The sequence below is a fragment of the Asticcacaulis sp. genome (assembly GCF_051954415.1).
Taxonomy (GTDB): domain Bacteria; phylum Pseudomonadota; class Alphaproteobacteria; order Caulobacterales; family Caulobacteraceae; genus Asticcacaulis.
On sequence record NZ_JBQCHT010000007.1, the window covers coordinates 75,691 to 99,326 of the forward strand.

20 protein-coding genes are annotated in these 23,636 nt (G+C 60.4%); 9 read left to right on the top strand and 11 right to left on the bottom strand.

Annotated elements, in window-relative coordinates; genetic code table 11:
• Positions 1-50 precede the first annotated feature (50 nt).
• The gene (locus ACTHND_RS02305; RefSeq protein ID WP_440175667.1) at positions 51-959 is read left to right on the top strand and encodes a 3-keto-disaccharide hydrolase; all 909 of its coding nucleotides are present in this window, start codon (positions 51-53) and stop codon (positions 957-959) included.
• Here ACTHND_RS02305 and ypfJ read toward each other — a convergent pair.
• Complete coding sequence (gene ypfJ, locus ACTHND_RS02310; RefSeq protein WP_440175669.1) at positions 956-1,798, bottom strand: KPN_02809 family neutral zinc metallopeptidase; 843 nt, start codon at positions 1,796-1,798, stop codon at positions 956-958. The genes ACTHND_RS02305 and ypfJ overlap by 4 nt on opposite strands.
• A gap of 316 nt (positions 1,799-2,114) precedes the next feature.
• Here ypfJ and ACTHND_RS02315 point away from each other — a divergent pair, with 316 nt between their 5' ends.
• On the top strand, positions 2,115-3,203 hold the full coding sequence (locus ACTHND_RS02315) for an efflux RND transporter periplasmic adaptor subunit (RefSeq protein WP_440175670.1): 1,089 nt from the start codon (positions 2,115-2,117) through the stop codon (positions 3,201-3,203).
• A gap of 2 nt (positions 3,204-3,205) precedes the next feature.
• Positions 3,206-6,691 carry an efflux RND transporter permease subunit gene (locus tag ACTHND_RS02320; protein ID WP_440175671.1) on the top strand — a complete coding sequence of 1,162 codons (3,486 nt, stop codon included), beginning with the start codon at positions 3,206-3,208 and terminating at the stop codon, positions 6,689-6,691.
• A 316-nt stretch (positions 6,692-7,007) separates the two neighbouring features.
• On the opposite strand, the gene ACTHND_RS02325 is transcribed toward ACTHND_RS02320, so the two are convergent.
• Genes ACTHND_RS02325 through ACTHND_RS02335 form a run of 3 tightly spaced genes read right to left on the bottom strand, consistent with a single transcriptional unit; the run spans position 7,008 to position 9,982 of the window.
• The gene (locus tag ACTHND_RS02325; RefSeq protein ID WP_440175672.1) at positions 7,008-8,276 is read right to left on the bottom strand and encodes an HlyC/CorC family transporter; all 1,269 of its coding nucleotides are present in this window, start codon (positions 8,274-8,276) and stop codon (positions 7,008-7,010) included.
• 12 nt (positions 8,277-8,288) lie between these two features.
• A complete protein-coding gene (gene aroB / locus ACTHND_RS02330) occupies positions 8,289-9,428 on the bottom strand; it encodes a 3-dehydroquinate synthase (protein ID WP_440175674.1) in 1,140 nt (379 codons plus the stop codon).
• On the bottom strand, positions 9,425-9,982 hold the full coding sequence (locus ACTHND_RS02335; protein ID WP_440175676.1) for a shikimate kinase: 558 nt from the start codon (positions 9,980-9,982) through the stop codon (positions 9,425-9,427). Before ACTHND_RS02335 ends, aroB begins: the two co-directional genes overlap by 4 nt.
• A gap of 86 nt (positions 9,983-10,068) precedes the next feature.
• Between ACTHND_RS02335 and ACTHND_RS02340 the strand changes: the two genes are divergently transcribed.
• The 3 genes from ACTHND_RS02340 to ACTHND_RS02350 all read left to right on the top strand — a co-directional run bounded on the left by ACTHND_RS02340 (position 10,069) and on the right by ACTHND_RS02350 (position 12,922).
• Entirely contained in the window at positions 10,069-10,989 is a 921-nt protein-coding gene (locus tag ACTHND_RS02340) for a site-specific tyrosine recombinase XerD (RefSeq protein WP_440175677.1), read from the top strand.
• A 191-nt stretch (positions 10,990-11,180) separates the two neighbouring features.
• Positions 11,181-12,140, top strand: coding sequence for an acetyl-CoA carboxylase carboxyltransferase subunit alpha (locus tag ACTHND_RS02345; protein WP_440175692.1), 960 nt, complete (start codon positions 11,181-11,183; stop codon positions 12,138-12,140).
• A 122-nt stretch (positions 12,141-12,262) separates the two neighbouring features.
• On the top strand, positions 12,263-12,922 hold the full coding sequence (locus ACTHND_RS02350) for a hypothetical protein (RefSeq protein WP_440175679.1): 660 nt from the start codon (positions 12,263-12,265) through the stop codon (positions 12,920-12,922).
• Here the strand turns inward: ACTHND_RS02350 and ACTHND_RS02355 are convergent.
• Both ACTHND_RS02355 and ACTHND_RS02360 read right to left on the bottom strand, forming a co-directional pair.
• Positions 12,919-13,791, bottom strand: coding sequence for a mechanosensitive ion channel family protein (locus ACTHND_RS02355; RefSeq protein WP_440175680.1), 873 nt, complete (start codon positions 13,789-13,791; stop codon positions 12,919-12,921). The two genes, ACTHND_RS02350 and ACTHND_RS02355, sit on opposite strands and share 4 nt — an antisense overlap.
• The gene (locus ACTHND_RS02360) at positions 13,781-14,257 is read right to left on the bottom strand and encodes a nucleoside deaminase (RefSeq protein ID WP_440175681.1); all 477 of its coding nucleotides are present in this window, start codon (positions 14,255-14,257) and stop codon (positions 13,781-13,783) included. The genes ACTHND_RS02355 and ACTHND_RS02360 overlap by 11 nt, the downstream gene beginning before the upstream one ends.
• Positions 14,258-14,313: 56 nt before the next feature.
• On the opposite strand from ACTHND_RS02360, the gene ACTHND_RS02365 reads away from it, so the two are divergent.
• From ACTHND_RS02365 to ACTHND_RS02375, 3 genes are all read left to right on the top strand, one after another.
• Positions 14,314-16,338: a pseudouridine synthase gene (locus tag ACTHND_RS02365; protein ID WP_440175682.1), complete on the top strand. Its 2,025-nt coding sequence runs from the start codon at positions 14,314-14,316 to the stop codon at positions 16,336-16,338.
• A gap of 11 nt (positions 16,339-16,349) precedes the next feature.
• On the top strand, positions 16,350-16,925 hold the full coding sequence (gene rsmD / locus ACTHND_RS02370; RefSeq protein WP_440175683.1) for a 16S rRNA (guanine(966)-N(2))-methyltransferase RsmD: 576 nt from the start codon (positions 16,350-16,352) through the stop codon (positions 16,923-16,925).
• Positions 16,926-17,130: 205 nt separating this feature from the next.
• A complete protein-coding gene (locus tag ACTHND_RS02375) occupies positions 17,131-17,280 on the top strand; it encodes a hypothetical protein (RefSeq protein ID WP_170828196.1) in 150 nt (49 codons plus the stop codon).
• A gap of 129 nt (positions 17,281-17,409) precedes the next feature.
• On the opposite strand, the gene mutL is transcribed toward ACTHND_RS02375, so the two are convergent.
• From mutL to ACTHND_RS02400, 5 genes are all read right to left on the bottom strand, one after another.
• On the bottom strand, positions 17,410-19,305 hold the full coding sequence (gene mutL, locus ACTHND_RS02380) for a DNA mismatch repair endonuclease MutL (protein WP_440175684.1): 1,896 nt from the start codon (positions 19,303-19,305) through the stop codon (positions 17,410-17,412).
• 215 nt (positions 19,306-19,520) lie between these two features.
• The gene (locus tag ACTHND_RS02385; protein WP_440175685.1) at positions 19,521-20,300 is read right to left on the bottom strand and encodes a methyltransferase; all 780 of its coding nucleotides are present in this window, start codon (positions 20,298-20,300) and stop codon (positions 19,521-19,523) included.
• A 104-nt stretch (positions 20,301-20,404) separates the two neighbouring features.
• Positions 20,405-20,977, bottom strand: coding sequence for a DUF3035 domain-containing protein (locus ACTHND_RS02390; protein WP_440175687.1), 573 nt, complete (start codon positions 20,975-20,977; stop codon positions 20,405-20,407).
• A gap of 85 nt (positions 20,978-21,062) precedes the next feature.
• Positions 21,063-21,590: a signal peptidase II gene (gene lspA / locus ACTHND_RS02395; RefSeq protein ID WP_440175688.1), complete on the bottom strand. Its 528-nt coding sequence runs from the start codon at positions 21,588-21,590 to the stop codon at positions 21,063-21,065.
• Positions 21,591-21,595: 5 nt separating this feature from the next.
• Positions 21,596-23,636 (bottom strand): isoleucine--tRNA ligase (locus ACTHND_RS02400; RefSeq protein ID WP_440175689.1); only part of this gene is annotated, 2,041 nt, incomplete at its 5' end.

A 23,636-nucleotide genomic window follows, 5' to 3' on the forward strand; every position in this document is an offset into this window, starting at 1 on the left:
TATGTAATCGATTACCATTGCGTACAATCATATAAAAGTTGGGAAGAGATATGTTGAAGCGTGTTGCTGCTACTGCCGGGCTTGTCCTGGCGTTCGGGCTGGGCGTGGCGCGGGCCGAAGCGCCGGCCTTCCATCCGCAAGGCCTGGTGCTGAAGAATATTCCACAGGCCACGGGACCGGCTGAGGCGCTGTTCAATGGCAAGGATTTGAACGACTGGACGGCCTGGCTGGGTTACAGGGATCCGGCGCAGACTTATCTGGCGAAGCACGACGCGCCGATCGGCGTGGCGGGCAAGGGGGATATCTTCACGGTGGTGACCGAGGATGGCGCGCCGGCCCTGCGTGTCAGCGGCGAGACCTGGGGCAGCCTGGTCCACAAGGGCGACTTCAAGAACTACCACCTGCGGCTGGACTACAAGTGGAGCGGCAAACGCTACGCGCCCCGCCTCAACGATCCGGAAAACAACGGCCTGCTGTATCACACCCACGGCGCACCCGGCGCGGTCTGGGGCACCTGGTCGCGCGCGGTCGAGTTCGAGATCATGACCGGCAGCGTCGGCATGGTGGTGCCGGTCGGTAACGGCCTGCAGGTCGATTCCAGCGTGGCCATTGACCCATCACTCATTGATCCGAAGCAGCGCTTCATGGTCGGCGCCCCGAAAGGCTCGGCGGTTGGCAATACTGCCCTGTGGAACATCGAAAACAATTTCAATGCCGACAAGCCGGTCGGCCAGTGGAACACGCTCGACCTCTACGTCTTCGCCAACCATGCCGTCCATGTGGTCAATGGCGTGCCGGTCATGGAGTTATGGGGCATCTGCGACAAGGCCAGCGATACGGCCCCCTGCGAACCGGTCATGCACGGCGCGATACAGTTGCAATCGGAAGGGGCAGAAACCTTCTTCCGCAATATCACCATCGAGCCGATCAATAGCCTGCCGGCAATCGAGGTGCGTTAGTCGAAGGTACGGCAATCCGCCGGATCGCCGGCGCGGAAGCCGGCCTTGAACCACTGGGTGCGCTGGGCCGCCGAGCCGTGGGTGAAGCTGTCCGGCACCACGCGACCTTGAGTCTTTTCCTGGAGCGTATCGTCACCCACCGCCGTGGCCGCGCCCAGGGCTTCATCGATATCGCCCGCCTCGATCCAGTGTTCCTTGTCGTTGGCGCGCTTGGCCCAGACGCCGGCATAACAATCGGCCTGGAGCTCCAGCTTGACGGAGAGGGCATTGGCGCCGGTCTTGCTCAGGCGTTGTTCCTGGCGGCTGACCGCGTCGCTGGTGCCTTCCAGCTTCTGGATGTGGTGGCCTACCTCGTGGGCGATGACATAGGCCTTGGCGAAATCGCCCGGCGCGCCGAGCTGGTTATCGAGCGTGCGGAAGAAATCGAGATCGATATATACCTTCTCGTCGGCCGGACAGTAGAAAGGCCCCATGGCCGCTTCGCCCATGCCGCAGCCCGTCGGCGTGCCCTGCGTGTAGAGCACGATGGTGGAGGGACGGAAGTCCCTGCCTTCCGACTGGAAAAGCGCCTGCCAGGTGTCATTGGCGGAGGTGTGGATAACGTCGGCGAACTGGCCTTCCTCATCACCCGGCGTACCGGTTGAGGCTTGCACTTCTGACGCCGGCGCGCTCTGGCTGCCGGCGCTCATGATGGTCTGCGGGTCGATGCCGAATACGAAATAGCCGATCAGCGCAACAACCACCAGAACCAGCCCGCCGCCGCCCGCCACGGGGCCCATTCCGCCACCGCCGCCCCGGCGATCCTCAACGCCGCCCCTGCGTCCGCCTTGCCATCTCATCACGTTCTCCCTTGATCAGAAGCCTTAAGCTGACGCAGGTGGCATAAATATGCAATAGCCCGGCGATTATCGCCCGGTTAACCCTCTTTTCAGGCATTACAGCGTTTTAGCTGCTGACAGTTTTCTGCCAATTCGTGATATAGCGAAAGAGAACGGTGTCATGCGGGCGCAATGACGCCTGCCGGGGGTGCGCATTAGTGAAAGATTTGTAATGTCGCCTTTCGTTGACAGGCAACGGGGCGCACATCAGAGTGCGGTAAAGAAACAACGGTGTTCGCTTAAGCAGCGGCGCATGAGAAAAGTAGGATCAATGGGCATGATTTGGGGAACTCTGAAAGCCGGTTCGCGGTCACGATCAGTGGCGGCGTTTGTCGCCATGGCGCTGGTCATTGGTGCAGGCATCAGCGGCTGCGGGAAAAAGAAGGACGATGGCAAGGCGGAAGCCCATGCGGCGGTCGTCAATTTCGCCGTGGTACGTCAGGATACGGCCCCGGTCCAGGTGGTGGGCACCGGTACGATCAGCGCCTGGCAGGAGGTCGCCGTCGGCGCCGAAACCGGTGGTCTGACCGCCGTGGCGCTGCTGGCCGATGAAGGGCAAACCGTCAAGCAAGGGCAGCCCCTGCTGAAAATGAACGACGTCCTGCTCCAGGCCCAGCTCAAGCAGGCCCAGGCCAACTACAACCAGTCGAACAAGGCGTACCAGCGCGCCCAGACCCTGTTCCAACAGGGCTATCTGTCGGCCGCCGCGCTCGATAATGCCGAGGCCGCCAAGCTGACGACGGAAGCCGCCATGCAGACGGCCCAAACCCAGCTCAACATGGCCACCGTGCGCGCGCCGGTGTCCGGCATCGTCACCCATCGCACGGCTGTGCTTGGCCAGAATATCAGCCAGGGCGCCGAATTGTTCCGCATTGTCCGTGATGGCCGCATCGAACTCAACATGCAGGTGGTGGAAAGCGACCTGCATAATATTTCCGCCGGTATGCCGGTGACGGTCACCAGTGAATCCACCGGGCCGGTCAGCGGTTCGGTGCGCATCGTCACGCCGATGGTAGACCCGGCCACGCGTCTGGGCTATGCGCGCGTCAGCGTGCCGTGGTCTTCGGGCCTGCGTCCGGGCATGTTTGCTTCCGGCACCATAGATGCCGGTTCTCAGAACGTATTGCTGATCCCGCAAAATGCTGTCGTCTATCATGAAAACCTGCCGCAGGTCTTTGTGGTCGGTACGGATAACAAGGCACACCTGCGCAAGGTCCTGCTCGGCACGACGACGGGCGGCAAGGATGTCATTGTCAGGGAAGGGCTTGTCGCGGGAGACCGCGTGGTCACAACCGGCGCCGGCTTCCTCAATGATGGCGACCTGGTTAAGGCTACGGCCACAACGGCAGCGGGCGGAGAGCACTGATCATGTCAACCGCATCTTCAGCGCAAGGCGGCGGTGGCTTCCAGATTTCGTCCTGGTCGATCCGCAACCCCATCCCGACCCTTGTTTTCTTTGTCGTCATGACGATCGCCGGTTTTCTCGGCTTCGGTCAGATGCGCATCAATAACTGGCCGGATATCGACTTCCCGATCGTGGTCGTCACCGTTGTCCGTTCCGGTGCCGCGCCGACCGAACTGCAGAACCAGGTAACGCGTATCGTCGAGGATTCCGTATCGGGCCTGGGCGGCGTCCGCCATATCCAGTCGATTGTCAACGAAGGCGCATCGACCACCATTATCACCTTCCAGCTCGAAACCGACCTGGAGAAGGCGACGAACGATGTCCGCAACGCCGTGGCCGGTGTGCGGGCCAACCTGCCGTCCGATGTGCTCGATCCGATTGTGTCGCGCGTCGAGAATGCGCAGGGGCAGCCGCTGCTCAGTTATACGATCCGCGCCGCCAACATGACGCCGGAAGACCTGAGCTGGTATGTCGATAACGATGTTGCCAAAAAGGTTCTGGGCGTCAAGGGCGTGTCGCAACTGACGCGTGACGGCGGGGTTGACCGTGAAATCCGTATCGAGCTTGATCCCGCCAAGCTGGCGGCACAAGGCGTGACGGCCGGCGATATCAGCCAGCAATTGCGCAATTTCAACGTCAACATGCCGGGCGGTCGTTTCAATGCCGGCGCCTCGGAACAGACCATCCGCACGGTTGGCGGCGCCAGCAGCGTCCAGCAGCTTTCGGACACGCGCATCACCCTGTCCAACGGCGGCAGTGTGCGCCTGGGCGATATCGCCACGGTCAGCGACACCTGGTCCGAACCGCGGACGCGCGCCCGCTATAACGGCAATGAGGTCGTCGGCTTCAATATCCAGCGGACCCGCGGCACGTCGGAAGTGCATGTGGCTGAAGGGGTGCGCGCGGCCGTCGAGGCGCTGAAAGCCTCCAACCCGAATGTGCAGATCGAAGAAGTGTCCTCCTCGGTGAAGGAAGTGCAGCGCAGTTTCGATACCTCGATGGAGGCCCTGGCTATCGGTGCGGCGCTGGCCGTGTTCGTGGTCTGGCTGTTTCTGCGCGACTGGCGGGCCACCCTGGTTTCCGCCGTCGCCATGCCGATGTCGCTATTGCCAACCTTCTATGTCATGCACCTGCTGAACCAGTCGTTCAACGTGGTGACCCTGCTGGCCCTGTCATTGACCGTCGGTATTCTTGTCGATGACGCTATCGTCGAGATCGAGAATATCGTTCGGCATATGCGCGAAGGCAAGAAGCCATATCAGGCCGCCATCGAGGCCGCCGATGAAATCGGCCTGGCCGTCGTGGCGACCACGGCGACCCTGATCGCTGTTTTCGCGCCGACCGGCTTCATGCCAGGGATCGTCGGGCAGTTCTTCAAGAGCTTCGCCATCGCGTCGTGTGTGTCGGTATTTTTCTCTTTGGTGGTGGCGCGCACCCTGACGCCGCTGATGGGCGCCTATCTGTTGCGCGCCAATCCCAAGCACGACCATGACAAGCCATTCTGGATGGATGGTTATCAGGCGATGCTGAAATGGTGCCTGGAAGGCCATCTGAAATGGCGCTGGTATATTTTCATGCACGGGGCGCTGATTTCGATCATGCTGCTGATCCAGTACCTGACGAAAGGACTGGTGCCGATGGGTATCGCCGCCGCCGGTGTCTTCGGCGTGACTCTGCTGCTGTTCTTCATTCTGTACAAACCTTACATGAAGGCACGGTGGGCGGCGCTTGAATTCGGGCTGCTGTTCTCGCTGGGCATCATGGCGATGGGATCGGGCTTTATCTTTCCCCACCCCGGCCCGGATGGCGCCATCATCAAGCCGGAACTGCCCTCGCAGATCATTGGTGGGGTTATCGCACTCGTCGGGCTTGCTGGGGTCATTGGCACCATCATTCTGACGGTCCGCCTCAAGACCTCGCTTCTGCGGGCGCGCTGGGCGCCGTTCCTGGGTGGAATCATGTTCTTTGCGGGCTCAATCGCGCTTTTGAGCACGATTCCGAGCGACAACATTCCGGCCGATGACCAGTCGATGTCGGTCATGAGCCTGACCCTGACACCCGGAACGCCGCTGCAGGAAACCGATGATGTGGTCAAGCGCATCGTCGCCGACCTGGCCACGCACAAGGAGGTGCGCAGCACCTATGCTGTGATGAACATGGAAAACGCCACGATCACGGTCAACCTGGTGCCGAAAAAGGAGCGCAAGCTCTCGCAGACCCAGTTCGAGCAGGCATTCTCGAAGACCCTGGCCAAATATCCCGGCATCCACAGCAGCTTCGGCCAGGATGGCGGCGGCGGCACCGGCGTGGCCTATATCCTGGCCTCGGATAACGAACAGTTGCTGGCCTCCACCTCGCAGCAATTGCTGCGGGAAATGGCGGCGCTCAAGGAACTGACCAATGTCCATTCCGAGGATAACCTGGTGCAGCCGGAAGTCGTCATCACGCCTAAGCCCGACCAGGCGGCACTGATGGGGGTCTCGACCGAGACCATCTCCTCGGCGGCGCGCGTGGCCACAATGGGCGATATCGATCAGATCCTGGCCAAATATAATGACGGCGACCGCCAGATTCCGATCCGCGTCCTGCTGAAGGCCGATGCCCGCTATGACATCAACAACCTCAATACGCTGATGGTGCCGACGCGCAGCGGTACATCGGTGCCGCTGACGGCGGTGGCCAATATCAGCTTCGGCGCCGGTCCGATCAAGATCAACCGGATCGACCGCACCCGTTCGGCCACGGTCAATGGTGACCTGAACGGCGTACCCAACGGGACTGCCGATGCTGCCGTCATGGCGACGCCGACCATGGTCAAGCTCAAGAAAGGCGAAATCCCTGGCGTTCGCATTGTGCCCAATCCGAATACCGAGGACTTCCTGGAAATGGTGCCGAACTTCATCGCCGCCATTCTGACGGGTATCGCCCTGATGTATGTGGTGCTGGTGCTTTTGTTTGGTTCTTTCAGCCATCCGTTCACCATCCTGCTGGCGCTGCCTCTTTGCTTTGGCGGGGCTTTCATCGGGCTTATACTGGCACAGATGAGCATGTCGATGCCGACCTATATCGGCCTGATCATGCTGGTCGGTATCGCCGCCAAGAACTCGATCCTGCTGGTCGAATACGCCATGGTGGCAATCAAGGGGGGCATGGGGCGCACCGAGGCCCTGTTTGAAGCCGCCAAAAAGCGGGCGCGTCCGATCGTCATGACCACCGTGGCCATGGGCGCCGGCATGATTCCGGTGGCCGTCGGCAATGACGCCTTCCGCCAGCCCATGGCGGTGACGGTGATCGGCGGCCTGATCACCTCGACCTTGCTGTCACTGGTGTTCGTGCCGGCAACCTACACGATCATCGATGAGATATCGCACTTCTTCGGCAAGATGATATCGCCACTGTTCCATGCCCAGGGCAAGGACGAGCCGGAAGAGGTACATTCGGGCGAGTAAGGCTTCATAACTAGAATCAAAATCCCGTCGGACCGCTCCGGCGGGATTTTTCTTGACGCTAGCTAGATTTATGACGGTGCTACTTGCCTCTGCGACTTCCTATTCGATCTAATATTTCGCCGAATATAAATAAAATGAAGGCGCCGAATAGAAAGCCCAGCAAATATAAAATGTGTTTCCATTCGTATCCCCATTTCAGGGAAAACACCTTGTCTATAATCGCGAGGGCCATCATCAGGGCCGCGATGGCTGCAAAGATAAGAAGCGGAATATTCCTGAAATATTTCATTTGTATTCCTGTCTTAAGCGCGATTTTCTAGACCGGTGAAATCTTGATCGCCGTGATCTGGTTGCGCTGGCGGCGCATGATCTGGAACTTGCGGCCATAGAAGATGAAGGTCTGACCGGGTTCCGGAATGGTGCGGGCCTCGTGAATGACCAGACCGGCGATGGTGACGGCATCCTCGTCGGGCAATTCCCAGTCCATGGCACGGTTGAGGTCGCGTATGGCCAGGTCGCCATCGACATGGATCGATCCATCGGACTGGCGGCGCAGGGCGGTAAGAACAGCGTCGTGTTCGTCGTCGATTTCACCGACGATCTCTTCCAGAATGTCCTCCAGCGTCACCAGCCCCTGCAGGGCGCCGTATTCATCGACCACCAGGGCAAAATGCGCCTTCTTGCGGCGGAATTCGGCCAATTGGTCTTTCAGGTTGGTGGTGTCGGGGATGAACCACGGCTCGCGCACAATGGCCATGACATCGACACTTTTGATATCGCCCTTGGCTCGGATCACCGCCGCCATCAGGTCACGGGCGTGCAGAATGCCGATGATATTCTCAGTGTTGTCCTTGTAAAGCGGTACGCGGGTGTGGCTGAAACCCAGGGCGATGTCGATGATGCGCTCGGTCGGCAGGTCGGCATCAATCATGTCGATCGATTTGCGGTGAACCATGATCTGGCTGACATCGAGTTCGGCGAGGTCGAGCACGCCGCGAAACATGTTGCGGTCTTCAACCTGCACCGCACCTTCGTCGTGGTGGTATTCAACGGCGCCGCGGATTTCCTCGTGCGCCGCCAGCACATCGACCTCCATCGACATGCGCACACCGAACAGGCGCAGCACGGCGCGCACGAACCATTGCACGGCATTGATGATCGGGCCGAAGATGAAGACGGTCCAGCTTACGGGCCGTGACAGGAAGCGGGCCACATCATCCGGCTTCATGATGGCCAGGGTTTTGGGCAGGACTTCGGCGAAGACCAGCACCATGACGGTCATGAAGGCGGTGGAAATGGCTGCACCCCACGGGCCGGGAATGGCACGGTCAATGGAGATGGTGGCGATGGCCGAGGCGCCGATATTGAGCACATTCTGCAACAGCAGGATGGCGCCGATCATCTTTTCCTGGTTGGTCAGGAGCTTGTTGACCCGCCTGGCCGCCTTGTCGCCGTCGCGCTCAAGCTGGTGCATCCGGCCGCGCGAGGCGGCCGTCATCGAGGTCTCGCCGGCACTGAAAATCGCCGACACCCCCAGTATCAGCAACAGCACAGGCACCAGTGCGATAAGGGAAGCGATCAGCATGAGACTGGACCTTTAAGCTGGCGCCGTGGCGGATGAAACGGCGCCATCCAATATGAGGAATTCGGCAATCTGTTCCGCCGGCACCTTTTTGGCAATGAAGGCCCGACCGATGCCATTGATGAGGACGAAGGTGAGGGTGCCGCCCTCGGCCTTCTTGTCGTGACCCATATGAATGATGAGGCGGTCGGCATCGAAGGGGGCGTTCCTGATATCGCTCATGCGCGTTGGCAGGCCGGCATGTTGAATAGCCGCCACGGCCCGATCGGAGTCTTCCTCGGTGCATTCACCATTGAGCGCGCTGTAGCGGAAAGCCTGAGCCATGCCGATGGCCACGGCCTCGCCATGCAAAAGGATATCACCGAAACCGACCTCTGCCTCCAGCGCATGGCCGAAGGTGTGGCCCAGGTTGAGCAAAGCCCTCTGACCGCCCTCGCGCTCGTCGGCGGCCACGATCTCGGCCTTCATCTCGACCGATCGTGCGACGGCATGGAGGATGGCTTCCGGCTCCAGCGCCAGAACCTTGTTGTCATTGGCTTCAAGCCACTCGAAGAAGGTTTTGTCACCCAGCAGGCCGTACTTGATGATCTCGGCATATCCACAGCGAATTTCACGCGCTGGCAGGGTTTTGAGGATATCGAGATCGCACAGCACCAGGCGCGGCTGCCAGAAGGCGCCGATCAGGTTTTTGCCCTTTTCGTGGTCTATGGCCGTCTTGCCGCCGACGCTGGAATCGACCTGAGCCAGGACCGTGGTTGGGATCTGGATAAAGTCGATGCCGCGCATATAGACGGCGCAGGCAAAACCGGTCAGGTCGCCTATGACGCCGCCGCCCAGAGCGATGACTACATCCTTGCGGTCAAGGCCGTAATCGAGCAGAGCATCGAGGACGAATTTCAGGCCGTCATAGGATTTGCTTTCCTCGCCGGCGGGCACCACGATCTTGTGCGTCCTGTGGCCGGCCGCCTCGAATTGAGCCAGGATGCGGTCGGCATGAAGCGGGCCGACATTGGAATCCGTCACCATGACCACGCGCCTGTTGGTCAGAAAGGGACCGACCCATTTTTCAACCTCGGTCAGAAGGCCCTGGCCAACAATAACCTCATAGGCTTTGAAGCCCTCGCCGGAAACCGGAATACGCCTGATACCGCTCATTTTGCACCCGTTATGTGCGCGTGCAGGGCCGCTACCACCTGATCGAGCGCCTTGACGTGCGACTGGTCGCCGGTGTCGACGGTGATGTCGGCTATTTCATACAGGGGATAGCGGGTCTTGACGTGTTCTTTGAGCACTTCGATCGGGTTCCGGTCTTTGAGCAGAGGGCGGTGAGGGCGGTTGGCCACGCGCTTGGCCAGCACCTTGATGTCGGTTTTCAGCCAAAGGGTAATGGCTTTGGCCTTGAGGTTTTCACGGGTAAGGGGGTGGGTCAGGGCACCTCCGCCGGTGGCCAGGATACGCGGTTCCCCTTCCAGCAGACGGGCGATGACGCGCTGTTCGCCGTCACGGAAGCCTTTTTCGCCGTAGTTGGTGAAGATATCGGCGATGGTCATGCCAGCGGCTTTCTCGATCTCCTCGTCGGCATCAACAAAGGGCAGGCCAAAATGATCGGCCAGGCGGCGGCCTATGGTGGTCTTGCCAACGCCCATCAGGCCGACAAGCGCAACGGTTTTCGGCAAAGTGAAGACGGGGCGCACTGGAGGCCCAGGCATTGGGGGTTCAGTAGCGGAAGGCTCAGGCTCGGCGGTCATTTGCCTGCTTTACACGATATTAGGGTGACTTTGCCAGACTTAACCTTATGAGTTCCCGATTCGACCCCGTAAAACAGTTCCTGCAAATGATCGCCGTTGAGCGCAACGCCGCAAAGCCGACGCTGGAAGCTTACGGGCGCGATCTGGCGGATCTAGCCGATACATTGCAGGTTACCGCTTCCGGCTTGCTCGCTTTGGCGGAACCGGATCTGGCGCGCTACTTCACCCTGTTGAGCGAACGTGGCCTGTCAGCGGCCACCACCCAGCGCAAGCGTTCGGCGATCCGCCAATTCTACCGCTTCTGCGTGGCGGAAAATCTGGCCGGAGCCGATCCCAGCCGCAAGATCGCCGCCGCTAAAAAAGGACTGAGCCTGCCGAAAGTCCTTTCCCGCTCTGAGGTCGATTCGCTGATCGCCGCCTGCGCGGAGAAGAACCCGCACCAGGCCGTCCGGCTGGAGTGCCTGATCGAGATGGCCTATGCGTCAGGTATGCGCATTTCCGAACTGATCGGCTTAAAGCTTGACGCCGTCCAGCGCGATCCGGCCTACCTGATTATCAGGGGCAAGGGCGGCGTTGAACGACTGGTGCCGCTTAATCCGTCTGCCCGGGCCGCTATCCGGGAATATCTGGAGATTCGCCAGGCTTTCTTGCCGGCGGGCGACAAAAACAATCCCTTCCTTTTTGCCTCGCGCGGCGCCGATGGCCACCTGACCCGCCGGCGTGTCGGGCAATTGCTGGATGAAGCGGCACTCAATGCCGGCATCGATCCGGCGCGTGTCTCTCCGCACGTCCTGCGTCATGCGTTTGCGACTCACCTGCTGGAGGGGGGCGCCGACCTGCGCACCGTCCAGACCCTGCTCGGGCACGCCGATATTTCGACCACGCAGATCTATACCCATGTCGCGGGTGAGCGCCTGCGCGAGGTGGTGGAGAGTCATCATCCGCTGGCCAAGGGCCGTACAGGATAGGGCTCAGATAGTTCCGAGGGGCGCGCCAGGAATGGGGCAAGGAGCCGCGTCCCTTGAAAAATCCCCTTTGACGGATGACGACTTGCTGTTAAACGGCCTCTCTTCTAAAAGGTATGGCCTTTAAGGGTGTTGCCTTATTCGGTATTGGTTTTTAACGCCACACGCGTACATTTGGGGCAATCAAGAGCGACCTGATGCGACATTATCTCGAATTTGAACGGCCTATCGCGGACCTGGAAGCCAAGATCGAGGAGCTTTCCGCGCTGTCGCAAAGCGGTGGCGCCAATCTGGATGTTGAACTGGATGCGCTGCGCCAGCGCACCGAAGTTCTGCGCCGCGAGACCTATTCGCGTCTTGATCCCTGGCAGAAGACGCTGGTCGCCCGCCACCCGGAACGGCCGCATCTCGTCGATTATATCAGCGGCCTGATCGAGGATTTCGTCGAACTGCGCGGTGACCGCAAGTTTGGCGACGATCAGGCGATTGTCGGTGGCCTGGGTCGTTTCCGCGGCCAGTCGGTCGTGGTCATGGGCCACGAAAAAGGTCATGACACCGCCACGCGCCTCAAGCACAATTTCCGCATGGCCCGGCCGGAGGGCTACCGCAAGGCGGTGCGCCTGATGGAGATGGCTGAACAGTTCGGTTTGCCGGTCCTGACCTTTGTCGATACCGCCGGCGCCTATCCCGGCATCGGCGCGGAAGAACGCGGCCAGGCCGAAGCCATCGCCCGCTCGACCGAAAAGGGCCTGACCTTGCGCGTGCCGGTGATTGCCACAGTGACGGGCGAGGGCGGTTCCGGCGGCGCCATCGCGCTGGCCGCTGCCAATCGCGTGCTGATTCTCGAACATTCCATCTATTCGGTGATCTCGCCGGAAGGTGCGGCCTCGATCCTGTGGCATGACGGTTCGCGCGCCAAGGATGCCGCCGATCAGATGAAGATCACCGCACCCGACCTGCTCAAAATGGGTATTGTCGACCGCATCGTCGAGGAACCGGCCGGCGGTGCGCACTCTGATCCCGAAGTCATGATCGAGACCCTCGGTAATGTGCTGGAAAAGGAATTGCAGGCGATGAGCTTCCTGTCGCCGGATCAACTGGTCGAGCAGCGCGCTCAGCGGTTCTACGATATCGGCCGCAAAGGGCTGAGTTAAGCGGCTGGCCGTTCAGGCTTCCTTTACGCCCCTCTAATATTTCAGCTTCTCAAATCACTTTGTGAACCGGCAGTGGTATTTCTATGCTGCCGCAAAATTTACGGAATTTGGGAAGCCACATCATGCGTCACCTGTTTATCGCCACTGCCCTTCTGGGCGCCATCACCGTTGCCCCTGTCAGTGCGCAGGCGGTCGAGGCTGATTTTATTGGCGCCCGTGCCGGTACACTGGGATATGGCGCCGAGTTTGGCGTGAAACTGAGCCCGCATTTTACTCTCCGCGCCATCGCCAACGGCGCCAATTTCGGTTATGACGACACCAGTGACGACATCCGCTATGACGGTGATCTGAAACTCGCCTCCTATGGCGCGCAACTCGACTACCGCTTCAGCGAGACGGGGCCCCTTTACCTTACTGCCGGCGTCTACAAAAACGACAACAAGGTCGTGGCGACGGGCCGCGCCAACGGCACCGTAATCGTTGGCGGTGTGCCCCTGACCGATGCCCAGGTCGGCACCTTGAATGGACGCGCCACATTTGACGATATCGTGCCCTATCTCGGTATCGGCGCACGCTGGCCGGTCGGTGTGGTGGAAATCAATCTGGAAGCCGGTGCCTATTTCCAGGGGCGCCCACGCGTTACCCTGACGTCTGACAGCGTCTATGCCGACACGCCGGAAGTGCAGACGGCGCTGGAAACGGAACGCCAGAGCCTGGAAGATGACATCAGGGATTTCAAGACCTATCCCGTTGTCGAACTGGGGCTGCGCTACAAATTTTAAGCCTTGCTGATCTCGACCTGGTGTGGGAAGGGGATTTCGATTCCCGCCGCATCAAAGGCGTTCTTGATATCAATCATCAGACTGGTTCGGGCGGCGATACCATGCGCGGGCATGACCCAAAGTAATACCCTCGCGGTAATTCCGCTTGCGGCGAACTCCGTCAGGCCGACGACCGGGTCATGCGTGCTCAGCCGCTCGGGCTGCTTCATCGCTACATCCATCAGGATATCCAATGCCTGTCTAAGGTCTGTATCGTAAGCGACGTCGACCAGCACTTCGAGGCGCAGGGCAGCGTTTGTCGTGATGTTGGTGATCTCGTTGGTAAATGCCTTTGTATTGGGAACGAAAACGCGCACCCCGTCCAATGTATTGATTTCGGTAGCGAACAGGCCCAGCCGGTGCACCGTGCCCTTGATTTCGCCAAGATAGACCGTGTCGCCAATGCGATAGGGCTTGTTAAACAGGATCATCAGGCCGGCGGCCACATTGCCGAGCGTGCCTTGCAGGGCCAGGCCAATGGCCAGCGATGCCGCGCCCAGCACGGTGAGCAGGGAAGCGGTCTGGACGCCTAGGCGATTGAGCACCGCCACCAGGCCGACCGCCAGGACGATCCAACGCACCACCTGTGAAAAGAACTCCAGCAGAGTCCGGTCGCCATCCTTGTGAACCAGCCGGCGCGAGGCGCGTTTTACGGCGTCCGACGCCATGCCGGACAGCATCAGGGTAATGGCAAGGATAGCCGCGGCCCAGCCGATATTGGCCATCATGTCCGGATGTTCGCCCAGTTTCGCCCAGACAATGCCGGCTTCGCGGACCACTTCATCCCAGAAAGGCTGGAGAGGACCGAGATTGAAACCATTACCCGCCATTTTGTGTTCCCTTGCGTCTGGTCTTGAAGAAGGATTTCAGCATTGCCGAACTGTCTTCGGCCAATATGCCTGCGGTAATATCCGGTTTCCAGTGGCAGGTGGCCTGCGCGAAGAATTTCGGGCCATGCTCAACCGCGCCGCCTTTCGGATCAGGTGCGCCATAGATGACCCGGCCGATGCGGGCGTGGCTGATAGCGCCGGCGCACATGGCGCAGGGTTCCAGCGTCACGTACAGCCACAGATCGGTCAGGCGGTAATTGCCGAGTTGCTCACCCGCCGCGCGCAGAACCCTTATTTCAGCGTGTGCCGTGGGGTCATGTAACGAAATCGGCGCATTTCCGGCACTTGTTACAACAGTTTTACTTGACGGATCGTAGATTAAGGCGCCTATCGGCACCTCGCCGGACAAGGCCGCCTCGCGCGCCTTTTCCAGCGCCATGCGCATCAAGTCGATATCGTCTTCCATAAGGACTTAAAGACGGGCCAGGACCAGAGCGTCAAGACATTTTAGAAAGATACATCGTGACCCAAGACAGTAACGCTGGAGAGCGTAACGAGCCTCAGAACGAATCCGAACGCGAGCTGACGCCGCAGGAAATCCAGGCTGCGAAGGAATTGCAGGAGATCGCCGACGGTCACCGCTATATGCCGCAGGAAATGCGTGACGCCCGTGACGCTGCCGGGAAGAAGCCCGAGCGCCCGAAGAAGGCCCCGAAAAAAGATGACAAGATCGCCGCTGGAGAGCGCATCGCCAAGGTGCTGGCCCGCGCCGGCCTGGCCTCGCGCCGCGAAATCGAGCGCCTGATTGGCCTGGGCAAGATTGCCGTCAATGGCCGTATTCTCGAAACGCCTGCCGTTCTGGTCAAGGCAACCGATGTTATTACCGTCGATGGCCAGGTAGTCGGCAAGGCCGAGCCCACCCGCCTGTGGCGCTATCACAAGCCGGTCGGTCTGGTGACTACGGAGCGTGACCCCTCCGGCCGCCCGACCGTATTTGACAAGCTGCCGGCGGACCTGCCGCGTGTGCTGAAGGTAGGCCGTCTCGATCTCAATTCCGAAGGTCTGCTGCTGCTGACCAATGACGGCGAACTGGCACGCGCGCTGGAACTGCCGTCCGCCGGCTGGGTGCGCCGCTATCGCGCCCGCGCGCTTGGTCACACCACCCAGGCGCGTCTCGATGCCCTGAAGGACGGCACCACGGTCGATGGCGTCATTTATGGGCCTATGGAGGCCACGCTCGACAAGGTGGCGGAAAAGGCCGATGGCCGCGCCAACTGCTGGGTCACCGTTTCGATAACCGAAGGCAAGAACCGTGAAGTCCGTAAGGTGCTGGAATCGATCGGCCTAAAGGTTAACCGCCTGATTCGCCTGGCTTACGGGCCTTTCCTGCTCGGTAATCTGGAGCCAGGCGAGGTAGAGGAAATCGGCCCGCGGGTGATCCGCGAGATGCTGGCCGATGTGGTGCAACTGCGCAATCTGCCGCCGGAAGGTGCTTCACAGACACGCAGTTTATCGTCTCCCCGTGAAAGCACTGGCGCGCCCGCCGGTCGTCGCGGTGGTGGAGACCGCTTTGAAAAGAAGGCTTTTGGCGACAAATCTGGTTCTGGGCCAGCCTTTGGTGCGAAGAAATTCGGCGACAAGAAATTCGGTGATAAACCGAAAGAATGGAAGCCGCGCACTGAGTTTGAAAAGCGCGATTACAAGGATCGCGATTTCGACGAACGTCCGCGCTTTGAAGGCGACGGTGAGGCTCGTGATCGTCGTCCTGAACCCGCACCGCGCCGCGATTTCGGCGATCGCAAGCCCTATGGTGAAAAGACCTGGACGGCGCGTCCGGAACGTAGCGAGCGGCCTGTGGGCGACCGGCCCCGCCGTGATTTTGGCGACCGACCGACGGGTGATCGTCCGGCCTTCAAGAAGCCTTATGCAGCGCGTGACAATGCCGGCGGTGAGCGGAGCTATAGCGACCGTCCCAAGCGTGATTTTGGTGATCGTCCTCGGAACGAAGGTTCGCAAGGTGACCGTCCGTTCAGGAAGCCTTACGCCAAACGCGATGGCGATGGTATTCCCGCCGGTGAAGCCGGTGCCTACGAGCGCGCCAAGCGCGAGTTCGGTGGCCAGAACCGTGAAGAGCGCGGCGAAAAGAAGTGGACGCCACGTCCGGAACGCGCCGAACGTAGTGATCGTCCTGCGTTCAAGAAGCCTTATGCCGCGCGGGACAATGCCGGTGGCGAACGTAGCTATAATGACCGTCCGAAGCGCGACTACGGCAATCGTCCGGCCCGTGCGGAAGGTGCCGAACGTGGCGATCGCCCCGCTTTCAAGAAGCCCTATGCCGCGCGTGATGGCGAAGGCCGTGGCCCCAAGCGCGATTATGCCCCGCGCGAAGGCGGTGAGCGCAAGTCTTATGGCGATCGTCCGTCGGTCGGTGGCTTCAAGGGGGCGCCGCGTGGTGGCAAGCCTGGTGGGCGTCCTTCCGGCGACAGGCCATCCGGCGGGCCGCGTCCGGGGGGCAAGCCCCCCTTCAAGCCGCGCCGTGACAGCTAGGGGCTGAGGCGGTGCGGATCGTCGGGGGCAAATTCAAGGGCCGTGCGCTGGTGACGCCGGACGGGCAGAACACCCGTCCGACCTCCGATCGCGCCCGTGAGGCCATTTTCAACATCCTGGCTCATGCCGACTGGGCGCCGAACCTGGAAGGTGCGCGCGTCATGGACGTGTTCGCTGGCTCTGGTGCTCTGGGTTTTGAGGCAATGTCGCGCGGGGCTGCCTTCTGCCTGTTCGTCGAGACCGACGAGGCGGCGCGTGGCGCAATCCGGGACAATGTGGAGACCTTCGGTCTTTTTGGCACAACTCGCGTCCACAGGCGGGATGCCACCCAACTGGGGCTGCGTCCTGGGTCTCAGGCCGAGGCTTTCAACCTGGTATTTCTCGATCCGCCCTATCGCAAAGGCTTGGGTGAAAAGGCTTTGGACGCGCTCATCAGCGGTAACTGGCTGTCTGAAAATGCCATAATCGTTTTTGAGCGGGCGGCGGATGAGGATGATTTTGTCACAGACGTGTGGCAAAAAATCAACGTCAAAACCTATGGCGCGGCGCAGGTTTTATTCCTGAAACAAAAAATTTTTAATTCGTAAGGTGCGGATTTAATTAAATAAAAAATCCATAAAGACCGGGTAAGTGGTATATTTAACGCAGGGTTAAAAATTATCTATTGACGGTTCCTAACTCTTATCCCCAATATGTCCTTAACAAGGCATGAACAGCAAGCTGGCCCAAAAAAAGAGGCACAAAAATTGCTGATAGCCTGAGCAGACTATTACTAAATTAGGGGTCAAGGTGATGGATATTCAAACTGCACAAGCCGTAAGTCCGCGCGCCACGAAGCGCCGTTCCGATGGTCTGAAACTGTTTCTGGTGGCTGGTCTGAGCGTTCAGGTATGGGGCGTGGTTATGGGCCTTGGCCTGATCATTCTGAACCTGACGCACTAATTTTTGGGTCTGCAATCCGCTGATTGCAGGCTTTTTTATTGGATATTCGCCCACAGAGTCAAAGGGCGGGGGCATTGCCGGGGCGCGCGACAGGATCGCGGCGCCCCGGTGGTCGTTTAAGGCTTCACTTTATCGCCGCCCGAACAGCTTTTCGATATCCTTGAGCTTCAGTTCGACATAGGTGGGGCGGCCGTGATTGCACTGGCCGGAATGGGGCGTGGCCTCCATCTGGCGCAGCAGGGCATTCATTTCCTCACCTGTGAGGCGGCGGCCGGAGCGGATGCTGTGCCGGCAGGCATGATCGCCGCAAATCTCCGCCATGCGCTCTTTCAGTGCCAGCAATTCGCCGTGTTCGGTCAGGTCGTCGATCAGGTCTCGGACCAGGCCGGCGATATCGCAATCGCCCAGCAGGGCGGGTATATCGCGCACCAGGACGCTGGTGGGGCCGAAGGCTTCGATGCTTAAGCCCATCGATTGCAGGTCGGCCTGGCGCGTCATCAGCCGGCTGACTTCCTCGCGTTCCAGCTCGACGATTTCCGGTATCAGCAGGCTCTGGCTTTGCACCTGACCGCTGGCCATGGCCTGTTTCATCTGCTCATAGACCAGGCGTTCGTGTGCGGCGTGTTGGTCAACGATGACCAGTCCATCGGTGGTCTGGGCGATGACATAGGTTTCGTGCAGTTGCGCCCGTGCCGCACCGAGCGGAAAAGCTTCTGCCTGAGTTGGAGTGTGCGTCGGTGCCTGAACCTCAGTCGGCAAGTCCATGATATCTGTTGCATAGGCTTCGGCCACACCGGGCGTATCATGATAAAAGACTTCGGCCTCCACGCGCGCGGTCGGTGAAAAGGGCATGGCTTCCGGCAAATAAGGAGCCATATAGGGGCGCACGGCAGCAATCTGCGCCGGCGAGACCGGATTATAGGGCCGGTTCAGGCCCAGCAGGGGCTGTACCACTTGAGGCTGGAAGGCGCTGATTGTCTGGTGCGCCACGGTGGTTGCGGCGCGGTGGCCGGCTGAGGCGAGGGCGTGTTTCAGTGCGCCGATGATCAGGCCGCGCACCAGGTTCGGATCGCGGAAGCGCACCTCGGTCTTGGCCGGATGAACGTTGACGTCGAGTTCCTGCGGGTCGATCTCAACAAACAGCGCGGCCAGCGGATGACGGTCGCGCGCCAAGAAATCGGCATAGGCGGCACGCAGGGCACCGGCCAGCAGCTTGTCGCGCACCGGGCGGTTATTGACGAAGAGATACTGGTGCGCCGCATTGCCGCGCGAGAAGGTCGGCAGGCCCGCATAGCCTGTGAGATGTACGCCTTCGCGGCCCTGGTCGATCAGCAGGGCATTGTCGGAAAAATCATTACCCAGCAGGGCGGCGAGGCGCTTCAGACGGCCCTCGAAGCCGGCCGGTTCGGCATAAAGCTTCAGTTGTTTTTTGCCGTCGAGTTCAAGCGAAAAACCGACATTTTCGTGCGCCATGGCCTGGCGCTTGACCTCTTCGGCGATGGCCATGTTTTCCGCGCGCTCCGACTTCATGAACTTCAGGCGCGCAGGCGTGGCGTAGAAAAGATCTGTCAGTTCAATGCGCGTGCCGTGCTCACCGCCAAAGGCCGCCGGCCGGACCGGAGCGATGACACCGCCATCGACACGGATATTCAGCGGTGTGCCGTCCCTGAGGCGGGACGTGATGTCGAGCCGCGCCACTGAGCCCATAGAGGGCAGGGCCTCGCCGCGGAAGCCGAGGGTCTTGATATGCAGCAGATCCCAGGTGCCGTCAGACTGGGGCTTCAGCTTGGAGGTGGCGTGACGCTCGATGGCCAGTTGCAAATCCTCAGGCCCCATGCCGGAGCCATTATCCTCGATCAGGATGCGCGACAGGCCGCCGAGGTCAGCGCGAATATCGATCTGGGTAGCGCCGGCATCGATGGCGTTTTCCACCAGTTCCTTGACCGCCGAGGCGGGCCGCTCGACGACTTCACCGGCGGCGATGCGGTTGATGGTATCCTGGGGCAGACGCTGAATAAGGGACATCCGGACTTTATAACCGGAGTCGGAGCGGGTGTCTTGTCGTTAAAGAGGATCACGGAAAGGCACGGAGAAAGACGGAAAGACACGGAAATGTCTCCGTTGCATCAATACCGCCCGAAGGGCCTTTATTTATACGTGCTGAAACATGCGAAATGCAGGCGCTTAGCGCAGACAAAAACACGCAAAAAATTCCGTGTCTTTCCGTGATCCTCTGAAACTTATAAAGGCCGGCGGAACACTAAAGCCATGCGATCGGTGTGGCCGCGGATCGATGGATCGAACACATTCTTCGAATGGTCGTCCGCCGGATTGGCCAGAACCGGGCTGTCTTCCACCAGTTCAAAGCCAGCCGCTTTGAAATCGCTGAGCACCTGCGCCTTGTCGATCCGGTGTAGCGTATTGGTCGCGCTGGCGCTGGCGCCATCGGCCGTCCTGTGATCGGTCAGGATCACCAGCCCACCCGGTTTCAAGGTTGAAAGCAGTGTCTTATCCATGGCCACGGCGTCATGGCCGGCTTCATTATAGGTGTCGTGATAGATGGTGCCGATGAAGATGGCGTCATAGGGCGCGGCCGGTGCGGGCACCTTGCCGAAATCCGAGGTGACCAGATGCACATTCGGCCGGGCCGTCACCAGCATCTGGCGCGCCGGTTCCATCTTGAAGGCCTCCACCCATTGGGGCGGATTTTGCGAATCGACGCTGCCGCCACAGACTGCTGCTGACAGCAAATAGGATTCATATCCACCACCGGCACCCAGATCGAGAACGTGGTCTCCAGGCTTTATGTGGGACAGCACGAACCGCGTTTCACTCAGGCGGTTGGCATCATTGGCGCGCTGGCCTTCAGGACGGTCGGCCTTCGCCAGAACGGCTTCGATGCGGGTATCAAGCGAGGCATTGGCGGCGCATTCGGCGGCTGCATCTGCCGCGTAGGTTGTCTGGGCCAGTCCGGTCAGCGAAAGCGCCATAGCCAGACAGAGAATACGCTGCGATACCATGGGAACCTCCTGAATATGTTTGGCCAAAGAAAAAGGCGCTCCGAAGGAACGCCTTTTCATCTGATTGCTCAAGTAAATTATCGGTAACCTTGAAGGCCCGAAACTTAGAGGCCGGGCAGCTTGAACTTGGGGTTCGGCTTCTGGGTGATGATAATGGGATTATCCCCAACCAGCGCCTTGAGGCGTGCCTGTTCGGCAGCGGCATCGACCGGCACGGGCGTATTGCCGGCGGCGGCGTTGGCATTGGCGGCGGTTGCGGCTTCAGAGGCTTCGGCCGGTTTCTTCCAGAACATCACCTTGTCGGCAAAGGAAGGTTCCTTGTAGGTCAGGTCGCCGAATTCATCGTCTACCACATAGCGGGCCAGGGGGTCGGCCTTGTTGCCACCCATGCGGGCGACGAGGGCAGCTTCGCCGGGGCTGCGGTTGACGGCATCGCGCTGGCCAAGCAGGGCCTGGCGGGCGGCGCTTTCCGGCTGGAGTTCCTGCGGGCGCGGTTCGCCGGGGGCGGGCGGACGCAGGGCGTAATCCGGCGGCACGACGAGCGGCGCCTTGGTGACGACGCGGAATTCATCGGGCACGACCTTGTTCAGGCCCAGGGCGTTCTTGGTGGACTGGCACCCCGAAAGGGCGACACCCGCCACGATCAACAGACCCGCCGCAATCTTAACCGACTTCATCATTTGCTCCAATGTCCCCATTCGGTGTTTTAACCACGCCGAACCGTGGGGAAGTGATACTTGTTTTATCGGACGCTGCCAAGCGTTAAGCAGCATCCTTGTGTTTGGCCGTCAGGTCGGCGCGGATAAAGTACCAGACCAGCAGGGCCACGCCGATACAGATGCCGCTGTCCGCCACATTGAAGACCCACGGGAACACATGCGTGCCCGAAAAGTCGAGAAAATCGACGACATAGCCCAGCCGGAACCGGTCTATGCCGTTGCCGATGGCGCCGCCGATGATCAGGCCGAGGCTGACGGTCAGCCACGCGTTCATCTGCGTCCGCACATAGTCCATAAGGGCCAGGCCCATGCCGAACTGGAACATCACCAACAGCCATCGGCCAAGACCGCCTGAGGTCAGGAGGCCGAAGCTGATGCCTTGATTATGGACCATGGTGAGCGAAAAGAAGGGCAAAATATTGACCTGATCGCCGATGGCCTGAAGATTTAATCCGTAGAGCACGCCCAGCTTGGTGAGCTGGTCGAGGAACAGGACGATGACCGCCAGCCCCAGGCCCTTGAGGCCAAGCGAGGTATAGAGCGGGGTGAAGTGCGCGCGCAGCTTATCCATAAGGGTTATCCGGCCAGGGAGGGGGCGTGAGTGGCGTCATAGGCGGCGACCGCTTCGGCATCGCGCAAGGACAAATCGGGGTAACGCGGATCGCTGCCGACCTCGGGCAGGATGCGCCACGAGCGGGCACATTTGCGGCCTTCGGCGCGAGCGAAGACGACGGCAATCATGGCCAATCCTTCCAGTTTGAAAGAATCGGCCGGCGCCGGATCGAGGCTCAATGTGGCTTGAGAGGTACGGAAGACCTCGGCGGCATCGATGCCCTGCATGGCGTCCCAGGTGGCGCCATCGGCGATATGGACGATCGGTGCGGCTTCGAGGGCCGAGCCGATCACCTTGTCGCGGCGCTTTTCTTCCAGGGCGGCGGTGACGACCGACAGGACGGTCTCGATCTTTTGCCAGCGGTCGTGTTCGGCGAGATTGTGCCACTCGTCGGGCACGGCTTCGAGCACGCGGAACAGGTTGGCCTTTTCGTTGCCACGCGATGTCCACGCTTCCTCGCAGGTGAAGGTCAGGATCGGCGCCAGCCACAGGGTCAGGCGCTCGAACAGGATGTTCATCACCGTGCGGCAGGCGCGGCGCTTCAGTGACGACGGCGCGTCGCAGTAAAGGCTGTCCTTGCGGATATCAAAATATAGCGCCGACAGGGTCTGGATGCAGAAATCGGCGACCGGGCGAACCACGGCGGCGAAATCGTAAACCTCATAAGCGGCGCGCACCTTGGCATCAAGGGTATAGACCTCATTGAGGATATAGCGCTCCAGTGACGGCATATCGACATAGTCTACCGCTTCGGCCTCGGTATAGCCGTGGATGGCGCCCAGCAGGTAGCGCAGGGTGTTGCGCAGCTTGCGATAGGCGTCGACCGTGGTCTGGATGATCTGCTTGCCGATGCGCAGGTCTTCGGAATAGTCGGCGAAGGCGACCCACAGGCGCAGGATCTCGACGCCGGATTCCTTGGCGACGTCCTGCGGGGCGGTGGTGTTGCCCTTGGACTTCGACATCTTCTCGCCGTTCTCGTCGAGCACGAAGCCGTGGGTCAGGACGGCATTATAGGGCGCACGGCCGCGTGTGCCGCAGCTTTCCAGCAGGGACGACTGGAACCAGCCGCGGTGCTGGTCGGAGCCTTCGAGATAGAGGTCGGCCGGCCAGTGCGTGTCCGCACGATCTTCCAGTGTGAAGGCATGGGTGCAGCCGGAATCGAACCAGACATCGAGGATGTCGGTGACCTTTTCATAGTCGTCCGGGTTATAGCCGTTGCCGAGGAAATCGGCGTCCGGACGGGTGAACCAGGCATCGGCACCGCCATCGGTGATGTACTTGATGATGCGTTCGTTGACAGCCTCGTCCTTCAGCGGTTCGCCGGTCTTTTTATCGACGAACATGGCCAGCGGCGTGCCCCAGTTACGCTGACGGCTGATCAGCCAGTCCGGGCGGGTTTCGACCATGCCGCCGATGCGGTTGCGGCCCTGGTCGGGATAGAAGGCGGTATCGGCGATGGCGGCCATGGCCTTGTCACGAAGCGAGTCGTCGCCATCCATGCGGATGAACCACTGCGGGGTGTTACGGAAGATGACCGGGGCCTTGGAGCGCCAGGAGTGGGGATAGGAGTGCTCAACCCGACCGCGTGCCAGCAGGTTCCCGGCCTCGATCAGTTTGTTCATAACGGTCGGGTTGGCGTCGCCGAACTTACCGGCCTTCTTGCCCTCGGTTTCCAGCACCTTGAGGCCGGCGAACACTGGCACATGCGGGTAGTAGGCGCCATCGGGATCGACCGTATCGGGGATCGAATCGAGCGAACGGCCGGACTTCAGCCAGACCAGGTAGTCGTCAGCGCCGTGGCCGGGCGCGGTATGGACAAAGCCGGTGCCGGCATCGTCGGTGACGTGCTCGCCGGCAACCATCGGCACCGGGAATTCATAGCCGCCGCCAAGGCCTTTGAAGGGATGCGAAAGCGTAAGCTTCCCAAGCTGTTCCGCCGAGACGCTGTGAAGCCGGTTCAACGTGACCTTGGCCTTGGCGGCGCATTCCTCGGCCAAGGCGTCG

What these genes read in the sequence shown, in the direction of transcription:
- ACTHND_RS02375 (WP_170828196.1), top strand. Translation starts at nt 17,131, where the DNA reads ATGGATATTCAAACTGCACAAGCCGTAAGTCCGCGCGCCACGAAGCGC.
- ACTHND_RS02390 (WP_440175687.1), bottom strand. Translation starts at nt 20,977, where the DNA reads ATGAAGTCGGTTAAGATTGCGGCGGGTCTGTTGATCGTGGCGGGTGTC.
- ACTHND_RS02350 (WP_440175679.1), top strand. Translation starts at nt 12,263, where the DNA reads ATGCGTCACCTGTTTATCGCCACTGCCCTTCTGGGCGCCATCACCGTT.
- ACTHND_RS02315 (WP_440175670.1), top strand. Translation starts at nt 2,115, where the DNA reads ATGATTTGGGGAACTCTGAAAGCCGGTTCGCGGTCACGATCAGTGGCG.
- ACTHND_RS02320 (WP_440175671.1), top strand. Translation starts at nt 3,206, where the DNA reads ATGTCAACCGCATCTTCAGCGCAAGGCGGCGGTGGCTTCCAGATTTCG.
- ACTHND_RS02360 (WP_440175681.1), bottom strand. Translation starts at nt 14,257, where the DNA reads ATGGAAGACGATATCGACTTGATGCGCATGGCGCTGGAAAAGGCGCGC.
- lspA (WP_440175688.1), bottom strand. Translation starts at nt 21,590, where the DNA reads ATGGATAAGCTGCGCGCGCACTTCACCCCGCTCTATACCTCGCTTGGC.
- ACTHND_RS02325 (WP_440175672.1), bottom strand. Translation starts at nt 8,276, where the DNA reads ATGCTGATCGCTTCCCTTATCGCACTGGTGCCTGTGCTGTTGCTGATA.
- aroB (WP_440175674.1), bottom strand. Translation starts at nt 9,428, where the DNA reads ATGAGCGGTATCAGGCGTATTCCGGTTTCCGGCGAGGGCTTCAAAGCC.
- mutL (WP_440175684.1), bottom strand. Translation starts at nt 19,305, where the DNA reads ATGTCCCTTATTCAGCGTCTGCCCCAGGATACCATCAACCGCATCGCC.
- ACTHND_RS02355 (WP_440175680.1), bottom strand. Translation starts at nt 13,791, where the DNA reads ATGGCGGGTAATGGTTTCAATCTCGGTCCTCTCCAGCCTTTCTGGGAT.
- ACTHND_RS02305 (WP_440175667.1), top strand. Translation starts at nt 51, where the DNA reads ATGTTGAAGCGTGTTGCTGCTACTGCCGGGCTTGTCCTGGCGTTCGGG.
- ACTHND_RS02340 (WP_440175677.1), top strand. Translation starts at nt 10,069, where the DNA reads ATGAGTTCCCGATTCGACCCCGTAAAACAGTTCCTGCAAATGATCGCC.
- ACTHND_RS02385 (WP_440175685.1), bottom strand. Translation starts at nt 20,300, where the DNA reads ATGGTATCGCAGCGTATTCTCTGTCTGGCTATGGCGCTTTCGCTGACC.
- ypfJ (WP_440175669.1), bottom strand. Translation starts at nt 1,798, where the DNA reads ATGAGATGGCAAGGCGGACGCAGGGGCGGCGTTGAGGATCGCCGGGGC.
- ACTHND_RS02335 (WP_440175676.1), bottom strand. Translation starts at nt 9,982, where the DNA reads ATGCCTGGGCCTCCAGTGCGCCCCGTCTTCACTTTGCCGAAAACCGTT.